This window comes from Streptomyces sp. NPDC002328, from assembly GCF_042890065.1.
In the GTDB taxonomy this organism is placed as follows: Bacteria; Actinomycetota; Actinomycetes; order Streptomycetales; family Streptomycetaceae; genus Streptomyces.
Genome location: NZ_JBIARQ010000003.1, coordinates 23,643 through 40,333, shown reverse-complemented (window position 1 = coordinate 40,333; position 16,691 = coordinate 23,643). Strand labels below are relative to the sequence as shown.

13 protein-coding genes and 1 pseudogene are annotated in these 16,691 nt (G+C 71.2%); 5 read left to right on the top strand and 9 right to left on the bottom strand.

Annotation, left to right across the window (positions count from 1 at the left end; translation table 11 throughout):
- Nucleotides 1–2 precede the first annotated feature (2 nt).
- Nucleotides 3–395, bottom strand: a complete 393-nt coding sequence (locus tag ACFYX4_RS09865) for a VOC family protein (RefSeq protein WP_389328802.1) — start codon at nt 393–395, stop codon at nt 3–5.
- A 247-nt stretch (nt 396–642) separates the two neighbouring features.
- Nucleotides 643–1,986 (bottom strand): UDP-glucose dehydrogenase family protein, encoded by a 1,344-nt coding sequence (locus ACFYX4_RS09860; RefSeq protein WP_389328799.1) that lies wholly within the window; start codon nt 1,984–1,986, stop codon nt 643–645.
- A 203-nt stretch (nt 1,987–2,189) separates the two neighbouring features.
- Here ACFYX4_RS09860 and ACFYX4_RS09855 point away from each other — a divergent pair, with 203 nt between their 5' ends.
- A complete protein-coding gene (locus ACFYX4_RS09855; protein WP_389328796.1) occupies nt 2,190–3,347 on the top strand; it encodes an acyl-CoA dehydrogenase in 1,158 nt (385 codons plus the stop codon).
- Between the two features lie 272 nt (nt 3,348–3,619).
- Here the strand turns inward: ACFYX4_RS09855 and ACFYX4_RS09850 are convergent, their stop codons facing one another.
- Complete coding sequence (locus tag ACFYX4_RS09850) at nt 3,620–4,177, bottom strand: acyl-CoA thioesterase (protein ID WP_389328793.1); 558 nt, start codon at nt 4,175–4,177, stop codon at nt 3,620–3,622.
- 120 nt (nt 4,178–4,297) lie between these two features.
- Here ACFYX4_RS09850 and ACFYX4_RS09845 point away from each other — a divergent pair, with 120 nt between their 5' ends.
- Both ACFYX4_RS09845 and ACFYX4_RS09840 read left to right on the top strand, forming a co-directional pair.
- A complete protein-coding gene (locus tag ACFYX4_RS09845) occupies nt 4,298–5,575 on the top strand; it encodes an LCP family protein (RefSeq protein ID WP_389328791.1) in 1,278 nt (425 codons plus the stop codon).
- A gap of 39 nt (nt 5,576–5,614) precedes the next feature.
- Nucleotides 5,615–5,716: pseudogene (locus tag ACFYX4_RS09840) on the top strand (hypothetical protein); the annotation flags it as partial.
- Here ACFYX4_RS09840 and ACFYX4_RS09835 read toward each other — a convergent pair.
- On the bottom strand, nt 5,685–6,047 hold the full coding sequence (locus ACFYX4_RS09835) for a four-helix bundle copper-binding protein (RefSeq protein WP_389328788.1): 363 nt from the start codon (nt 6,045–6,047) through the stop codon (nt 5,685–5,687). The pseudogene ACFYX4_RS09840 and the gene ACFYX4_RS09835 overlap by 32 nt on opposite strands.
- A gap of 140 nt (nt 6,048–6,187) precedes the next feature.
- The gene (locus ACFYX4_RS09830) at nt 6,188–7,669 is read right to left on the bottom strand and encodes an LCP family protein (protein ID WP_389328785.1); all 1,482 of its coding nucleotides are present in this window, start codon (nt 7,667–7,669) and stop codon (nt 6,188–6,190) included.
- Nucleotides 7,670–7,801: 132 nt separating this feature from the next.
- On the opposite strand from ACFYX4_RS09830, the gene ACFYX4_RS09825 reads away from it, so the two are divergent.
- On the top strand, nt 7,802–8,845 hold the full coding sequence (locus tag ACFYX4_RS09825; RefSeq protein ID WP_389328782.1) for a glycosyltransferase family 2 protein: 1,044 nt from the start codon (nt 7,802–7,804) through the stop codon (nt 8,843–8,845).
- A gap of 58 nt (nt 8,846–8,903) precedes the next feature.
- Here ACFYX4_RS09825 and ACFYX4_RS09820 read toward each other — a convergent pair whose 3' ends face one another.
- The 4 genes from ACFYX4_RS09820 to ACFYX4_RS09805 all read right to left on the bottom strand — a co-directional run bounded on the left by ACFYX4_RS09820 (nt 8,904) and on the right by ACFYX4_RS09805 (nt 15,067).
- On the bottom strand, nt 8,904–10,700 hold the full coding sequence (locus ACFYX4_RS09820; protein WP_389328779.1) for an LCP family protein: 1,797 nt from the start codon (nt 10,698–10,700) through the stop codon (nt 8,904–8,906).
- 79 nt (nt 10,701–10,779) lie between these two features.
- On the bottom strand, nt 10,780–12,537 hold the full coding sequence (locus ACFYX4_RS09815) for an LCP family protein (RefSeq protein WP_389328777.1): 1,758 nt from the start codon (nt 12,535–12,537) through the stop codon (nt 10,780–10,782).
- A 269-nt stretch (nt 12,538–12,806) separates the two neighbouring features.
- On the bottom strand, nt 12,807–14,036 hold the full coding sequence (locus ACFYX4_RS09810; protein WP_389328774.1) for an LCP family protein: 1,230 nt from the start codon (nt 14,034–14,036) through the stop codon (nt 12,807–12,809).
- Nucleotides 14,037–14,308: 272 nt separating this feature from the next.
- Nucleotides 14,309–15,067, bottom strand: coding sequence for a TIGR03089 family protein (locus ACFYX4_RS09805; protein ID WP_389328771.1), 759 nt, complete (start codon nt 15,065–15,067; stop codon nt 14,309–14,311).
- Between the two features lie 127 nt (nt 15,068–15,194).
- Between ACFYX4_RS09805 and ACFYX4_RS09800 the strand changes: the two genes are divergently transcribed.
- A complete protein-coding gene (locus ACFYX4_RS09800) occupies nt 15,195–16,544 on the top strand; it encodes a peptidoglycan recognition protein (RefSeq protein ID WP_389328768.1) in 1,350 nt (449 codons plus the stop codon).
- Nucleotides 16,545–16,691: the final 147 nt, after the last annotated feature.

The window sequence follows — 16,691 nt, the reverse complement described above, 5'->3', positions numbered from 1 at the left end:
GCTTACGGCTCCTCGATCCGGCAGAGGCAGAACGGATGCCCTGCCGGATCGGCGTACACCTGGAAGTCCTTCTTCTCCCGGTCCTCCACGTCCAGCGGACGCGCGCCCAGCGCCAGCACGTGCGCGTGGACGGCGTCGAACTCCTCCCAGGTGGCACCGGCGTCGAGGTCCAGATGGAACTGCTGCGCGTTGCGGTCGCCCCGCGGCCACTCGGGCGGGGTGAACTCCTCCGCGAGCTGGAAGGAGAGCCGGGGACCGCCGGGGACCTGGAGGACGTACCAGTCGTCCTCGTCGGCCTCCGGTGTGCCGCCCACCACCGCCGCGTAGAACGCGGCGAGCGCCTGTGGATCGGGGCAGTCGAGTACGACGGAACGGACTCGGGCGACGGGCGCCATGCGCGACCTCCCTGTTGACGCGTCCGACGGACGCACGGACCCCCCGGGTGCCCCCGCGCCCCGCGCCGTAACGGCCCCCGCGCACACAGGGACTTCACACCTCACGCGCCGCCCGCGTACGGCAGAATGCAGGCAGACGCCGGTTCGGCCGACTGAGCCTCGGCCGAACCGGCGTCGTCCGCGGTTGCTCTGCGGTGCTCCGAGGTTGCTGCTCTGCGGTCGCTCTGCGGTGCTCCGAGGTGCGCTCTCAGGCGGTGGGGCGGCCCATCGCCCGGTACGTCCAGCCGGCCTTGCGCCACAGCTGCGGGTCGAGCGCGTTGCGTCCGTCGAGGATCAGCCGAGCCGCCACCGCCTCGCCGAGCGCCGCCGGGTCCAGCTCGCGGAACTCCCGCCACTCGGTGAGATGCAGCACGATGTCGGCCCCGCGCACGGCCTCCAGCGCCGAGTCGGCGTAGCCCAGGGTCGGGAAGACCCGGCGGGCGTTGTCCATGCCCTTCGGGTCGTAGACGGTCACCTGGCCGCCCTGGAGATGGATCTGCCCGGCGACGTTCAGCGCCGGCGAGTCCCGCACGTCGTCCGAGTCGGGCTTGAAGGTCGCGCCGAGCACGGCGACCCGCCGACCCAGGAAGGGGCCGCCGCCGAGGGCCTCACGGGCCAGCTCCACCATCTGCCCGCGCTGACGCATGTTGATCGAGTCGATCTCGCGCAGGAAGGTCAGCGCCTGGTCCGCCCCCAGCTCGCCGGCGCGGGCCATGAAGGCGCGGATGTCCTTGGGCAGACAACCCCCGCCGAAACCGATCCCGGCCCGCAGGAACTTCTTCCCGATCCGGTCGTCGTGCCCGATGGCCTCCGCCAGCTTGGCCACGTCACCGCCGGCCGCCTCGCACACCTCCGCCATCGCGTTGATGAAGGAGATCTTGGTGGCCAGGAAGGAGTTCGCGGACGTCTTCACCAGCTCCGCCGTCGGGAAGTCGGTGACCAGGAACGGCGAGCCCTCCCCGACCGGCCCGGCGTACACCTCCCGCAGCAGCCGCTCGGCCCGCTCGCTGCGCACTCCGACGACGATCCGGTCCGGGTGCAGCGTGTCCTCGACGGCGAAGCCCTCGCGCAGGAACTCCGGGTTCCAGGCCAGCTCGGCGTCCTCGCCGGCGGGCGCCAGCCGCGCGACCGTCGCCGCGAGCCGGTCGGCGGAGCCCACCGGCACCGTCGACTTGCCGACGACCAGGGCGGGCCCGTGCAGGTGGGGCGCGAGGGAGGCGATCGCCGACTCGACGTAGGACATGTCACAGGCGTACTCGCCGTGCTTCTGCGGCGTGTTCACGCAGACGAAGTGCACATCGCCGAACGCGCCGACCTCGGCGTAGTCCTGGGTGAAGCGCAGCCGCCCGGTGGACCCCTCGAACCCGGCGACATGCCGGCGCAGCAGTTCCTCGAGCCCCGGCTCGTACATCGGGGTCTCGCCCCGCTCCAGCATCTCGATCTTCTCGCGCACGATGTCCAGGGCGAGCACCTCGAAGCCCAGTTCGGCCATGGCCGCGGCGTGCGTGGCGCCGAGATAACCGGTGCCGATCACGGTGATCTTGAGGGCCATGGACGTGCTCCTGGAATCGAGGGGGGACCGGATGCGCTGAACGAGCATAGTCGGGGCGTACCGGGCCCCCTCGCCGGGCAGATCACAGGCGGGATTCCCCCTGTCGCCAAGCTCACGTACGCACCGCCGTGAGCGGGCTCTAAAATTCGAGTTACTTAACGGTAATTAGCGAGATCACCCCAGCTTCTTGGAGCGTGGAGACCTTGGCCGGAACGGCTGACTTCGACCTGTACCGCCCGTCCGAGGAGCACGCCATGCTCCGCGACGTCGTCCGCTCACTGGCCGAGGCGAAGATCGCGCCGTACGCCGCCGCGGTGGACGAGGAGGCGCGCTTCCCGCAGGAGGCGCTCGACGCGCTGGTCGCGAACGACCTGCACGCGGTGCATGTGCCCGAGGAGTACGGCGGCGCCGGCGCCGACGCCCTCGCCACGGTCCTCGTCATCGAGGAGGTGGCCCGCGTCTGCGTGTCCTCCTCCCTCATCCCGGCCGTGAACAAGCTCGGCTCCCTCCCGGTGATCCTCTCCGGCTCCGAGGACCTGAAGAAGCGGTACCTGTCGCCGCTGGCCAAGGGCGACGGGCTGTTCTCCTACGCCCTCTCCGAGCCGGAGGCGGGCTCGGACGCGGCCGGCATGACGACCAAGGCGGTCCGAGACGGCGACCACTGGATCCTCAACGGCGTGAAGCGCTGGATCACCAACGCGGGCGTCTCCGAGTACTACACGGTGATGGCGGTCACGGACCCGGAGAAGCGCTCCCGGGGCATCTCCGCCTTCGTCGTCGAGAAGTCGGACCCGGGCGTCTCCTTCGGCGCCCCGGAGAAGAAGCTCGGCATCAAGGGCTCCCCGACCCGCGAGGTCTACCTCGACAACGTCCGCATCCCCGCCGACCGCATGATCGGCCCGGAGGGCACCGGCTTCGCCACGGCGATGAAGACCCTCGACCACACCCGCATCACCATCGCGGCCCAGGCCCTCGGCGTCGCCCAGGGCGCCTTCGACTACGCCAAGGGCTACGTCCAGGAGCGCAAGCAGTTCGGCCGGCCGATCGCCGACTTCCAGGGCATCCAGTTCATGCTGGCCGACATGGCCATGAAGATCGAGGCCGCCCGCCAGCTGACCTACGCCGCCGCGGCCAAGTCCGAACGCGGCGACAGCGACCTCACCTTCCAGGGCGCCGCCGCCAAGTGCTTCGCCTCGGACGTGGCCATGGAGGTCACCACGGACGCCGTCCAACTCCTCGGCGGCTACGGCTACACCCGCGACTACCCGGTCGAGCGGATGATGCGCGACGCGAAGATCACGCAAATTTATGAAGGCACGAACCAGGTCCAGCGAATCGTGATGGCACGCAACCTGCCGTAGCGGTCCCCGGCGGTCCCCGGCGGTCCCCGGCGTTCCTCGGCGGGGACCTGCCTGGCCGACGGGGCCGCGTCGGCCGGGCAGGCCAGCTCGGGCCTCGAGCGGTTCGGTGAGCACGTCACCACGGCCAGGGACAGGTGGCGTGACGGCCTCGGGCCTGGAGCGGGCGAGCTGCAGTGGTTCGAGACGCAGTCGCCCCGGCCCGCGCGCCGAGGCTCCAGCCTCTGTGCCGGCTCCGCCTGAGGCAGCGGCGCCCTTCGCCTGAAGGGCGGGCCTCAGTGCTCGAACCCCTCCGCCGCCCGGCGTTCCCGCAGGTCCATGATGGCGCGGCGGCGGGCCAGGCGGTGGGTGCGGCGGATCTGGGCCTCCTGGTTGCGGCGGCGGTCGCGGTCGGTCTCCGGGAGGACCGGCGGGACCCGGCGCGGCTTGCCGTCGGCGTCGACCGCGGCGAAGACGAGGTAGGCCGAGCCGACCTGGGTGGCCGGCGCGGACTCGTTCCAGCGTTCGGCCAGGACCCGCACGCCCACCTCCATGGAGGTCCGCCCGGTCCAGTTCACCTGCGCCTTCACATGGACGAGGTCACCGACGCGGACCGGCTCCAGGAACGCCATCTCGTCCATGGACGCGGTGACGGCTGGACCGCCGGAGTGCCGGCCGGCCACGGCGCCCGCGGCGTCGTCGACGAGCTTCATGATCACCCCGCCGTGCACCGTCCCGAGGAGGTTGGTGTCGTTGTGGGTCATTATGTGGCTGAGCGTGGTGCGGGACGCGGACGTGGGCTTACCCGGGATGTCCGAGGTGTCCGAGTCCCCTGCGGTGACCTGGTCTGTCATGTCCTCCACCCTATGCCGAGGCGGACATCACGGGATTTTGTGTCAGCTTCGCAACAGCGGGGCCCTGATTTTCCGACGACTCTTGTAAGGCACACCGCTCCGCCCTGCACACTGGTCCGCATGAACGATTGGCCCGAGGGATGGTCGGACAACGACCGCGGCAACCGATACGGCCGCGGCAGCGGCGAGGCACAGCCCGAGAGCGCGCGCGTCATGCGGCAGGTCCGCCGCGGTCAGGGCGCCCCGCCGAACAGCCCCGGCATCCCGCAGCAGCCGTCGTACGTCAACGGCCAGGGATACGGTGGTGACTTCACCAACGCCCAGAACACCGGGTTCGACAGCGGCTACAGCTCGGGCCAGGTCTACGGCGGCGCGCCCGGCGGCCCCGGGGGCTACGGCCCCGGCGACCCGCGGCCCGCGCCGGACTGGCGGCGCCGGATCAAGTGGACGGCGATCACCGTCGTCACCGCGCTGGTGGTGACGACGGTCGGCACGTACTTCTGGGCCGACTCCAAGCTGAACCGCGAGGTCGACCTGTCGAAGGTCATCGACCGGCCGGAGGCGGGCGAGGGCACCAACTACCTGATCGTCGGCTCCGACAGCCGCGCGGGCATGTCCGCCGAGGAGAAGAAGAAGCTGCACACCGGTTCCGCCGAGGGCAAGCGGACCGACTCGATGATGATCCTGCACACCGGCTCCAACGGCGACACCCTGATCTCGCTGCCGCGCGACTCCGACGTGGAGATACCGTCCTTCGTCGGCTCCGACTCCGGCAAGACGTACAAGGGCACGGGCCGGCACGTGAAGCTCAACGCGGCGTACGCGGAGGACGGCCCCGAGCTGCTCGTGCGCACCGTCGAGTTCAACACCGGCCTGCGCATCGACCACTACGTCGAGATCGGCTTCGGCGGCTTCGCGAACATCGTGGACGCGGTCGGCGGCGTCGAGATGGACATCCCGCAGGACATCAAGGACACCAAGTCCGGCGCCGACTTCAAGAAGGGCACGCAGACCCTGAACGGCGAGGAGGCCCTCGCCTTCGTCCGCACCCGGTACGCGCTCGCCGGCTCCGACCTGGACCGCACGAAGAACCAGCAGAAGTTCCTCTCCGCGCTCGCCAACCAGGTGGCGACCCCGGGCACGGTGCTCAACCCGTTCAAGCTGTACCCGACCATGGGCGCGGGCCTGGACTCCCTGGTCGTCGACGAGGACATGGGCCTGTACGACCTGGCGTCCATGTTCTGGGCGATGAAGGGCGTCAGCGGCGGCGACGGCAAGTCGATGAACATGCCGATCTCCGGCTCCTCCGGCGGCAACCTCGTCTGGGACAAGACGAAGGTGAAGCAGCTGGTGGAGGAGCTGAAGAACGACGAGAAGGTGACCGTCACCGGCAACTGAGGCCCCCCCGGCAGCCGCAGCCGCAGCCGCAGCCGCCGGATCCCGGTCCCGTACGCGCGCGAGGGCGCCCCGAACACTCGGGGCGCCCTCGGTCACGTCAGGGGGCGGCTCACATCGTGGCGACCGCCATCGCGCGGCACATCTCGGCGCAGCGGCGACACGCCTCCGCGCAGCGCATCATCTGTGGATCGTCGGGCATGGCCATACACGCCTCGGCGCACATCTCGCACGCCCGCGCGCACATGGCGCACATCTCGGTCGCCATGGGCGAGCGCCGCATCATCATGTCGGCGCACATACGGGTCGTCTCGGAGCAGTCCATGAGCGCGCGCATGACCTGCATCTGGGCCTGACCGCCCATCTGCATGCAGGAGCTCATGGTCTCCTCGCACACGTTGTGGCAGGACATGCACGCCTCGACGCAGTCCTGCATTTCCTTGCTCATGGCCGGCATGGTTCCGGGCTGGGTCATGGCTCCTCCAGGGGCTCGGGCGGGACCCACGGCGGGCCCCGCGTGTGCCCTTCCGTCGTACGCCTCCACAGCGCCCTCCGCCATCGGACGGAACGAAATCCTCCGAAACTCCTGAGCCTGCCCCTCCCCGAACAGCCCCTTCAGGAGCAGTCCACCTCGTTCCCCCGCACCACCCTCGACTCGCCGACGGCCGGTGTCTCGCCGCGTACCTTGCGGACTTCTTGGAAGTTCTCGCCCACCGTGACCTTCAGGGTCGGGCCCAGGCCGGGGACGGCGCGCAGGGTGCTGCCCGGGAGGGCGGTGGACAGGGAGCGGGCGGAGCGGTCCCAGCGGGGGTCGTAGCTGATGACCGTGCGGGGGGTCGAGCGGTCCGCCGCGGGGGTCGGGCGGCCCGTGGCGCGGAAGCCGGTGGCCGCGAGGGCCCGGTCGACCCGCTTGGCCAGGCCCACCGTGGGCGTGCCGTTCTCCACCTGGACGCGGATCTGCTGCGGGGGCACCTCGACGGAGGCGACCGGGCCGGGAGCCGCCTCCGCGGGAACGGCCGTGGCGAGCGGCTTGTCCTCGCGCAGCAGCCGGAAGATCCGCTCCGACTTCACCGGGTCCCACTTCAGGGTCGAGCCGATGCCCTTCACGACGTGCCCCATCTGGCCGATCGGGACGGTCGTGAACTCCGACGACGACGGCGAGAAGGTGCGCATCGCCCGGCCGAGGTCGAGCAGCTCCTCCGTGCCGAAGCCGCGGTCCGCCCGCACCGAGCCGAGGACGGCCCGCGTCACGTCACGGAACTTCAGCGGGTTCAGCAGCAGACCGGAGGACGTCGCCCGGTCGACGAGGGCGGCCAGGAAACGCTGCTGGCGCTTCATCCGGCCGAGGTCGGAGTCGGCGTCGATGTGCCGGGAGCGCACGTACTGGAGGGCCGTGCCGCCCTTCAGGGTGTGCGTGCCGGGCGGGAGGTCCAGGCCGGTGTAGGAGTCCTTCAGGGGGCGGGCCGTGCAGACCTTCACCCCGCCGAGGACGTCCACGGTCCGCATGAAGCTGGTGAAGTCGACCTCCAGATAGTGGTCGATCTTCACCCGTGTCATGTGCTCGACCGTCTTCACGGTGAGCTGCGGGCCGCCCTCCGCGTACGCCGCGTTGATCTTGATGGGGTGTCCGTGGTGCGGATGACCGCTGTACCGGTCGAGGTGCGGCGGCGTCTCGGCGTACGAGTCGCGCGGCAGGCTGACCACGCTCGCCCGCTCCCGGTCCTCCGAGATGTGCACGATCATGATCGTGTCGGTGCAGTGGCAGGGCGCACCGCCCAGCCGGTAGCGCCGGCGCTCCGCCTGCGTGATCCGGTCGCGGCCGTCGGTGCCGACCAGCAGCACGTTCATGCCGTGACCCGCCCGCGGCCGGTTCTTCATGTCCTTGAACGCGTCGACGCGGACGATGTTCGCGTCGAGGCTGCTGACCACGGAGTGCCCGATGCCGGCCGAGGCGAGGACCACGACCGACAGGGTCGTCGCCGCCCGGACGGCCCAGCGCGGGCGTCTGCGCCGGACGGGCGAACGCGCCGCGCGCCGCGGCGGCTGCGGGCGGCGCCCGGGCCGGGAGGCGGGGGAGCGGGGCGGGGTGGGGGGCATGCGGGACACCTCCGGGCTGCGGCCGTACGAGGGGGAACCGTGAGCACCGTAGGCCCATACGATCTGTAGCCCGGTGTACCGCCACCGGCGGGGCGCACCGGTGTCCCCCGTTCGCGGTAACGTGAGCCCCCTATGAACGCGAAGTCCGACGTGCAGCCCCCCGCCGTGTCCGTCATCATGCCCGTCCTGAACGAGGAGCGGCATCTGCGCGGCGCCGTCCAGGCGATCCTCGCGCAGGAGTACGCCGGCGAGATGGAGGTCGTGATCGCCCTCGGTCCGTCCACGGACCGCACGGACGAGATCGCGGCCGAGCTCGTCGCCGAGACCGCGTCCCTGCCCGGCAAGCGGGTGCAGACCGTGCCGAACCCCACCGGCCGCACGCCCGCCGCGCTCAACGCCGCGATCGCCGCCTCCCGGCACCCGATCGTCGTCCGCGTCGACGGGCACGGGATGCTCTCCCCGGACTACATCGCCACCGCCGTGCGCCTGCTGGAGGAGACCGGCGCGCAGAACGTCGGCGGGATCATGCACGCCGAGGGCGAGAACGACTGGGAGCACGCCGTCGCCGCCGCCATGACCTCGAAGATCGGCGTCGGCAACGCCGCCTTCCACACCGGCGGCCAGGCGGGGCCCGCGGAGACCGTGTACCTCGGCGTGTTCCGGCGCGAGGCGCTGGAGCGGCAGGGCGGCTACAACGAGGAGTTCGTCCGCGCCCAGGACTGGGAGCTGAACTTCCGCATCCGGGAGGCCGGCGGGCTGATCTGGTTCTCGCCCGAGCTGAAGGTGTCCTACCGGCCGCGCCCGAACATGAAGGCGCTCGCCAGGCAGTACAAGGACTACGGCCGCTGGCGGCACGTCGTCGCCCGCTACCACGAGGGCTCCATCAACCTGCGCTACCTCGCCCCGCCGACGGCGGTGTGCGCGATCGCGGCCGGGCTGCTCGTCGGCGGCCTGGTGACGCCGCTCGGCTTCGTGATCCCCGCCGGCTACCTCGCGGCGATCGTCGCGGGGTCGGTGCCGGCCGGGAAGGGGCTGCCGCTGAAGGCGCGGCTGCGGATCCCCGTGGCCCTCGCCACCATGCACATGTCGTGGGGGTACGGCTTCCTGACCAGCCCGAAGGCGCTGGCGAGGAAGGTCATCGCCTCCCGCCGCCCGGCGGTCCTCAGCACGTCCTGACTTTCTCAGCACGTCCTGACTTCCTGAGCACCGCCCCGCCGGACCCCCTGGACCCGGGCTACCAGCTGTAGGCCGGGTCCACGTGCATGCACTGGCTGGTGTCGGCGGCGTTCATCGCCTTCGCCGACGTCGGCGTGGTGTCGTCCTCCTTCGGCTTCGCGGCGTCCTCGCCCTTCCCCGGCTCGTACGTCGAGCCCGAGCGCCAGTCCGCGCCCACGAAGAGGGTGATCCCGGAGACGTCGGTGGACCGCTTCACCTGGCTCGCCGGGATGCCGAGGGCCTTCGCCACCCGCTCGGCGTCGCCCTGGAGGTCGGCGCTCGGATAGCGGATCACCGTCCGCTGCTCGGCGGTCGCCGCCGAGGTGTCCGCCACGGCGCGGGCGAAGCCCTTGCCGATCAGCAGCTGTGTCACCGTGGACGCCCGTCCGCGCGCCGCGGCCCGCGTGCCGGTGGAGGAGCTGTTGTGGACCTGCACCGCGATCTCGCCGTCCGCGGCGGCCGGGTCCGTGACCGTCGGCGTGGGGCTCGCGGTGACGACGGGCTTCGCGGCGTCCTTGCCGTCCAGGGCGATGTCCTCGCGCACCAGCCGGAACAGCTTGTCGGCGTCCTCGGTGGGCACGACGCGGGCGCCCGCGTAGCGGTTCGGCATCGTCGTCATGGTGATGCGCTCGGTGGGGACCCTCTGGAGCTCGCCGGCCAGGTCGTACATCCGGGTGATGCTGTCCAGGCCGTCGTCGACGGTGATCGCCTTCGTGGCCGCCTCGGCGAGCCTGCGCAGCGAGTTCGGGTTGGTCAGCTTCGCCTCGGACCGCAGCTGGCGGACCATCGAGTTCATGTACATGTGCTGCGCCTTGGCGCGGGCGAGGTCGGTGTCGTCCTCGAAGCCGTAGCGGGTGCGCAGCCACTGGAGGGCCTGCTTGCCCTTGACGGAGTGGGTGCCCTCCGGCAGCCGCAGGCCGGAGCCCTTGCCGTCGCGGGTGTGCGAGTAGACGCTGGCGTCCACGCACACCGGGACGCCGCCGATGGCGTCGGCCATCGACACCACCCCGGCGAAGTCGATCATCATGAAGTGGTCGATGTGGATGTCGGTGAGCTTCTCCCAGGTGGCGACGGTGCAGCCCGGTCCGCCGCGGCTCAGCGACTTGTTGGTCATCTCGTCCTGGAGCGCCCCGTACTCGTGCCCGTCGTCGGGGTCCGTGCACTTGGGGATGTCGAGCAGGGTGTCGCGCGGCATGCTGATCACCGACATGTTGCTGCGGTCCGCCGAGACGTGCAGCAGCATCTGGACGTCGGCCAGCGGGGGGCCGTCGAAGGTGTCCTTGGCGCCGCCGAGCTTCTGGTTCTCGGCGGTGTTGCGGGCGTCGGAGCCGATCAGCAGGATGTTCAGCGGCTTCTGTCCGGCGGCGTTGGCCGTCGGCTCGGCCGCGCGGTCCTTGGCGTCGCCCAGGTTCAGGTCGTCGCTCTTGATGTTGGCGTTGAGGTGTTCGTAGTAGAGGTATCCGGCCCCCGCGCCGCCGAGTATGACCACCGCCAGGAGCGTCGCCGACCAGCGCAGCACGCGCCGTCTGCGCCGTCTGCGGTCGGGGCCGCGGCCGGCTCTGGGCCCCTCGCCGTCGCCGTCGTCGCCGCTGTCCCCGTCACCGCTGCCGCCGCCGTCGGCGCCCGGCCTGGCGGGGCCGTCCCCGGCCGCGTCGCTGCCGCTGTCGCGGTCACCCGCCGCAGCCTCGTCGCCGTCCTTGACAGCCCCCCGGTCGCCCGCCGCCGCGGCCTGGTCGGCCGCCGTCGCCCCAATTGCCGTGGACGTCGTCGTCTCCTCGACCTCAGCCGTGTTTCCCCGCACACTGCTCCGCGCCACTTGCCCTGCCTCCCCGCCCTGCGCCTGACACGGGCCCGTCCCGCGTCAAGTCAGACGCACGACGGGCCCGCAGGGTTACCTACTTGGCGCACTCGACCTTGTCCGCGGTGGACTTCTGGACCGAGTCCGGCACCTTCGCCGGAGCCGTGAGCGAGACGCCCGCGCCCTTGAAGTCCTTGCCCAGCGTCAGTGTCATCGTCGGCAGACCCTGGGCGTTCTGGACGCTCTTCCCTGGCTTCAGCGCGGTCCCGGCGAGCCCCATGACGGCGGCCAGCTTGCGTGCCTGGGGCGCCTGGTCGGGGGCGTACTCGAGCGTCGTCGTGCTGAGTTGCTGCGGGGCGTTGCCCGCGTTCTCGGACTTCGTGATGCCCTTCGTGTTCTGGAGCCAGGTGAGGGTCTCCTGCGCGCTGCCGGCCGGGGCCCCGCCGTTCATGACCTGCACCCGCACCTCGGAGGCCGCCGACTGGCTGCCCTTGAGCCGGGCCGCCGCGGCCGCGGCCGCCGCGTCCTTGGAGGCCTGCGCCTGCTGCTTGACCTCGGTGAAGGAGATGTCGTCGCGCACCATCTGGAAGACGGTGGGGGCGGTCTGCTCGTTGAGGACGACGGTCGCCTTCACCTTTTCCGCCGGGTTGTCGATCACCGGGACGGTGGTGAAGGTCAGGTTCTTGGTGTTGAGCTTGCCCAGCTCCAGACCCAGGTCCTTCAGCTTGTCGATGCTGTCGAGCTGGCTGTCGACGGTGAGCGCCTTGGTGCCCGCCTCCGCCAGCTTGATCATCTTGGTGGGGCTGGTGAGGGTGTCGTTCGACTTCAGCTTGCGCATCAGCGAGCTGAGGAACTGCTGCTGGATCCCGATCCGGCTCAGGTCGCCGCCGAAGCCCACCGAGTGCCGGGTGCGCACATAGGCCAGCGCCTGCTCGCCCGCGATGGTGTGGGTGCCCTTGGCGAGCTTCAGGTGCGAGTCCGGGTCGTCGATGTCCTTGGCCAGACACACCTCGACCCCGCCGACCGCCGTGGTCAGCGTCTTGACCGCGTTGAAGTCGGCCACCATGAAGTTGTCCGGGGTGATCCCGGTCAGCTCCGTCACCGTGCGCATGGTGCAGCTCGGCGTACGGCCGTCCTGGCCGAGGCTGGTGTTGAAGCGGGCGCCCCGGGTGCCCGGGATGACCTTGGTGGAGCCGTCCTCCTGCTCGGTCTGGCAGTCCGGGACGTCCACGATCAGGTCGCGCGGGATGCTCAGCGCGGTCGCGTTCGTCCGGTCCTTGGAGACGTGCAGCAGGATCGTGGTGTCCGCGTGGCCGGCGCTGCCCGCGTCGCCGTAGCCCTCGTTGCCCGACCCGGTGCGCTTGTCGGTGCCGATCAGCAGCAGGTTGATCGCCTTGTCCTTGCTGAAGCCGCCGGTGCTCGCGCCGTCGTCGGAGAGGGACGTGATGTTGCCGTTGAGGTGCTCCAGATACAGGTAGGCCGCGCCCGCGGTGCCCACCAGGACGAGGGCCATCGTCCCGCCGGTCCACAGCAGGACCTTCTTCGCCTTCGACTTCTTCACCGGCCGGCGCCCGCGCCGCATCGCCGGCTCCTCGGGCACGCCTCGGCGCCGGCGCGGCCCGGGAACCTGCCCCGGGAGCTGTCCTTGCGGCGCCTCCCGCTCCGACGTCTCCGTACGGCCGCGGACCGCGCCCGTCGCTCCCGCGCCGCGGGAGTCGGATCTGCGGGGCCCGGGAACCGCCGACTGCGGTGCGGAATGGTTCAGTCGCAGTTCGTATTCGCCGGTGTTCGGATTGAGCACCCACTGGTCTGCGGGATCGATGTTGTCCGCCCGCCCACGGCCTTGCGCGTCCACGGTTGTCTCGAATCCTCCGTCGGGGCCACGCGGCGCCTTCCCCCCTCAAAAGGCGCTCGGGTCACGGTCACACAGTGCACGATCCCAGGACGGTCCTCCGGCCCGGTGCACCGGATCGCTCACACTATCCGTCCAGTTCAGCGTCGGGCGACGACGGTGACAAATTCCACGTCCCTACAACCGGGCAATTCGTTCCATTTCCTTGAACTGGAGTTCGTGGAACCGCCGCACTTGGCAAGCGCTTTACCACCCCGACACGTTCGGCCCGCTCAGGCGCAGACGTCCTCGGCGGCGGTGTTCCCGCTGAACGTGGGCGCGGGCGGCGACGGCGACCGGTGCGCACCGTAGTCGTACGACTCCGCAGGGGTGGAATTCCGGCCGCTCCCGACGGACCCCTGGGCGGCTTTCCCGACGGCTTTCCCGGCGGCTTTCTGTGCGATGGACACCGGAGCGTCTCTGCGCAGCCGTTCGAACAGTTTCTCCGCCTCGGGCTCCACGAGCTGGTCGCGATTGGCGTTGTTCGCGTACGACTCCCGGGGAACGGTCAGGAATTGCACACGTTCGGTGGGAATGTCGCGAAGGCCGCGCACGAGTGCGTAGAGTCCGCGCAGGCTCGCCAGATCCGGGTCGGTGGTGAGGGACGACGTCGCCGCGTCCAGGACCGGATACAGCTTCGCCGGATTCAGCAGGACGTCGTTGCTCCGCACCTTGTTGACGAGCGCCCCGAGGAACCGCTGCTGCCGCTCCATGCGGTCGGTGTCGCTGCCGTCGCCGAGCGACTTGCGGGCGCGCACGTACCCGAGGGCCTGCTCGCCGTCGAGCGTCACCCGGCCCGCGGGCAGCCACAGCCTGGCCGCCTTGTCGTGGATGGGCTCCTTCAGGCACACCTGCACCCCGTCTATCGCCTCCACCATCTCCTTGAACCCGCTGAAGTCGACGACGACGTGGTGGTCGATCCGGATCCCCGTCAGCTTCTCCACCGTCCGGATGGTGCAGGCGGAGCCACCCGTCTGGAACGCTTGGTTGAACATCGCGAACACCGGCTCGGTCCGCGTACCGTTCCGCCGCCGGCAGTCGGGCACGTCCACCATCAGGTCCCGCGGGATCGACACCGCCGTCGCGCTGCGCCGCCCGGCGGCCAGATGCAGCAAGATCGTCGTGTCCGAGCGCTCCGTCCCGGAGTCCCGCCCATAGGCGTCGTTGCCGTCGCCCGAGCGCGAGTCCGACCCGATCAGCAGGATGTTCCGGGCGTCCCGCACCAGCGAGGTCGGCCGCTCGCTCTCGTACCGGGCGAGTTCCGCGGCGGCGGCCTCGTCGGGCGTGATGTTCCCGTCGAGCAGCGTGTACACCACCCACCCCACCACCCCGGCCCCCACGACGACCACGCCGACGGCCCCCGCCCCGAACCGCGCCCACCGCCGCCGACGCCGCCGCCTCAGCCCCGCCCCATGAGCGGACGCCCCCGCCCCCGGCCCGACCACACCCGACCTGTCACCCACGAAGCCCACCCCCTCCTCCCGACCGAACCCGAACCGACCGCAGAAGCGAGCACCCCTACTCTCCGACGATGGCTCGCGGGGGGCAGGGGTGCGGGGCGGGGGTGAGCCGAACGGGTGAATCTCTACCCATCCGAGTCGGGTGGTGGGTGGGCATAGGTCCGGGGTCCAGGGGGTGGAGCCCCCTGGCGGGGTTCAAGGGGCGGAGCCCCTTGCCCGCCTTGCCCGAGGCAGACGGCACGGCACGGCACCCATCACCGCAAGGCCGCCGGAGGCTACCGCGCGGTCGCCGTCACCCGCTCGCTCTCGATCCGCTTCGCGACCGTCTCCTCCCCCGCCAGCGACAGATTCCGGCACAACACCACGGACCCCCCGCTGGCCAACGGCGCGTACAGCCCCGCGCTCAACCCCTCCCAGGTGTCGTACGACAACCCCGACAGCAGCCGCGACCCGGGCCCGGTGAGACCGAGCCCGCCCGCGTCCCCGCGCGCGTGCTCCACCAGTTCCGCCCCCGTGTACTCCGCCCCGGCGACGATCAGCGCCGGCTCCTCCGCGTCCACGGGCGCGTACGCCGTGAAGCGGTCGCCGTGACTCGGCACGTCCACCGCGTAGTCGGCGTACCCCTCCGGAGGCGACGGCACGAACCGCCGCCCGAGCGGTGCCAAAGACAGCGCGTACCGCTCTCCCCGGCACGCCAGCCCCGTCTCGAAGTGACCGGGTCCGGCCACGACGACGTCCGCCCGCGCGGGATCGCCCGCCATGTCCGCGACCACGCCGACCGACGAACACGCCAGCAGCCACACCGCCGTCTGCCAGTGCGCGGGCAGCAGCAGCGCGACCCGGTCGCCGGGCTCGACGGACAGACCGTCCTGGAGGAGGTTCGAGGTCTTGGCCACCCAATTGGCGAAGGTGGCCACGGACAATTCGACCCGTTCGCCGGTGGCATCGTCGTAGAAGGTCACCAGCGGGCGCGCGGGATCCGCGGCGAGCGCGGAACGCAGCAGGTCGGCAGGGGTGCGATCGGTGGCGTTCACCCGCGCAAGCGTACGCGCCGCACAGCGCGAACACCCGCCCCGACGCCACCGGTTCGGCCGAACGCAGCCGACGGCCCGTCACCTCCCCGACATGCGGGCCCGTACGGCTGTGCCCAGCATCAGTGGCATGCGTGGATTGCTTGCTACCTCGATCGGTGTCACCTGCGCGGCGTCCCTCGCCCTCCCGTTGACGCCGTCCGCCACCGCGGTGACGGCGCCACCGGCGCCGACCGCGGAGACGGCGACCGCCGCGGCCCGGGCCACGAGCCTCGCCGCCCCGCTCCCCGGCAGCACCCAGTCGCTGCCCCTGACCCCCCTCGCCCGCGACCGCGCCCATGGCGGTTCCGGCCCCCAACAGGGCGTGCCCCGCCGGGACGTACGCCCCTTCTCCCTCCTCGGCATCGTCTGGGACGACCCGGACGCCGAACTCCACGGCCAGGTCCAGGTCCGCACCCGCGACGTCAGGACCGGCGCCTGGTCCGGCTGGCAGGACGTGGAGACCCACAACACCGACCACGGCGCCGACCCGGGCGCCGACGAACGCACCTCGGACCGGGTCCGCGGCGCCACCGCCCCGCTGTGGGTGGGCGATTCCAACGGCGTCGAACTGCGTGTCAGCTCCGCGACGGAGCACCGCACGGAGGACACCGCGCGGGGCGCCCGCACCGCGGCGTCGGCCGCTCCGCTCCCCTCGGGCCTGCGCCTGGAACTGGTCGACCCGGGCACCCCCGCCCCCGCACCTGCTTCCGCGGCCCGGCGCGTCGGGGCCGAGGCCACCGTGATGCCCGCGCTCGACCGCGCGGCCACCGAACGCGAACTCCGCGCCCTCTACGCCCCCGCGCTCACCGAGGGGCGGCGGGCGGCGAAGCCGTACATCGGCCCGCGTCCGGGCATCGTCACCCGCCGCGGCTGGGGCGCCGACGAGACGCTGCGGGAGAGCGGCTTCCGCTACACGACGAAGGTCAAGGCGGCCTTCGTCCACCACACGGCGTCGGGCAACAACTACACCTGCGCGCAGGCCCCGTCCGTCATCCGCGGTATCTACCGCTACCACGTCAAGAGCATGGGCTGGCGGGACATCGGCTACAACTTCCTCGTCGACAAGTGCGGAACCCTGTACGAGGGCCGCGCCGGGGGAGTGACGAAAGCGGTCCTCGGCGCCCACACTCTCGGCTTCAACAGCAACAGCATGGGGATCGCCGCCATCGGCACCTACACCAGCGTCAAGCCGTCCGCCGCGACGGTGAAGGCGGTCGCCAGTCTGACGGCGTGGAAGTTGGGTCTCTTCGGGGGCAATCCGAACGGAAAGACATACCTGAAGTCAGCAGGTGGCAATCTCTACGCAAAAGGTAAGAACGTACGACTGAACGTGATCTCCGGTCACCGGGACGGCTTCGCCACGGAGTGCCCAGGACGGCAGCTCTACGGCAAGCTCGGCTCGACCCGTACGACGGCGGCCCGCTACCAGGGGCGCTGAGGTCGATCCGGGACGCCCGGGCCGGGCCCTTCCAGGGGTCCCGGTCCGGGCGGACCCGTGCGGACGCAAGTCCGTCGAAGTTGCCGCACGACGGTCTGCATACACTGGCCGGCCGAAAGACAGTTCGGCCGGTCCCGGCAGGAAGCA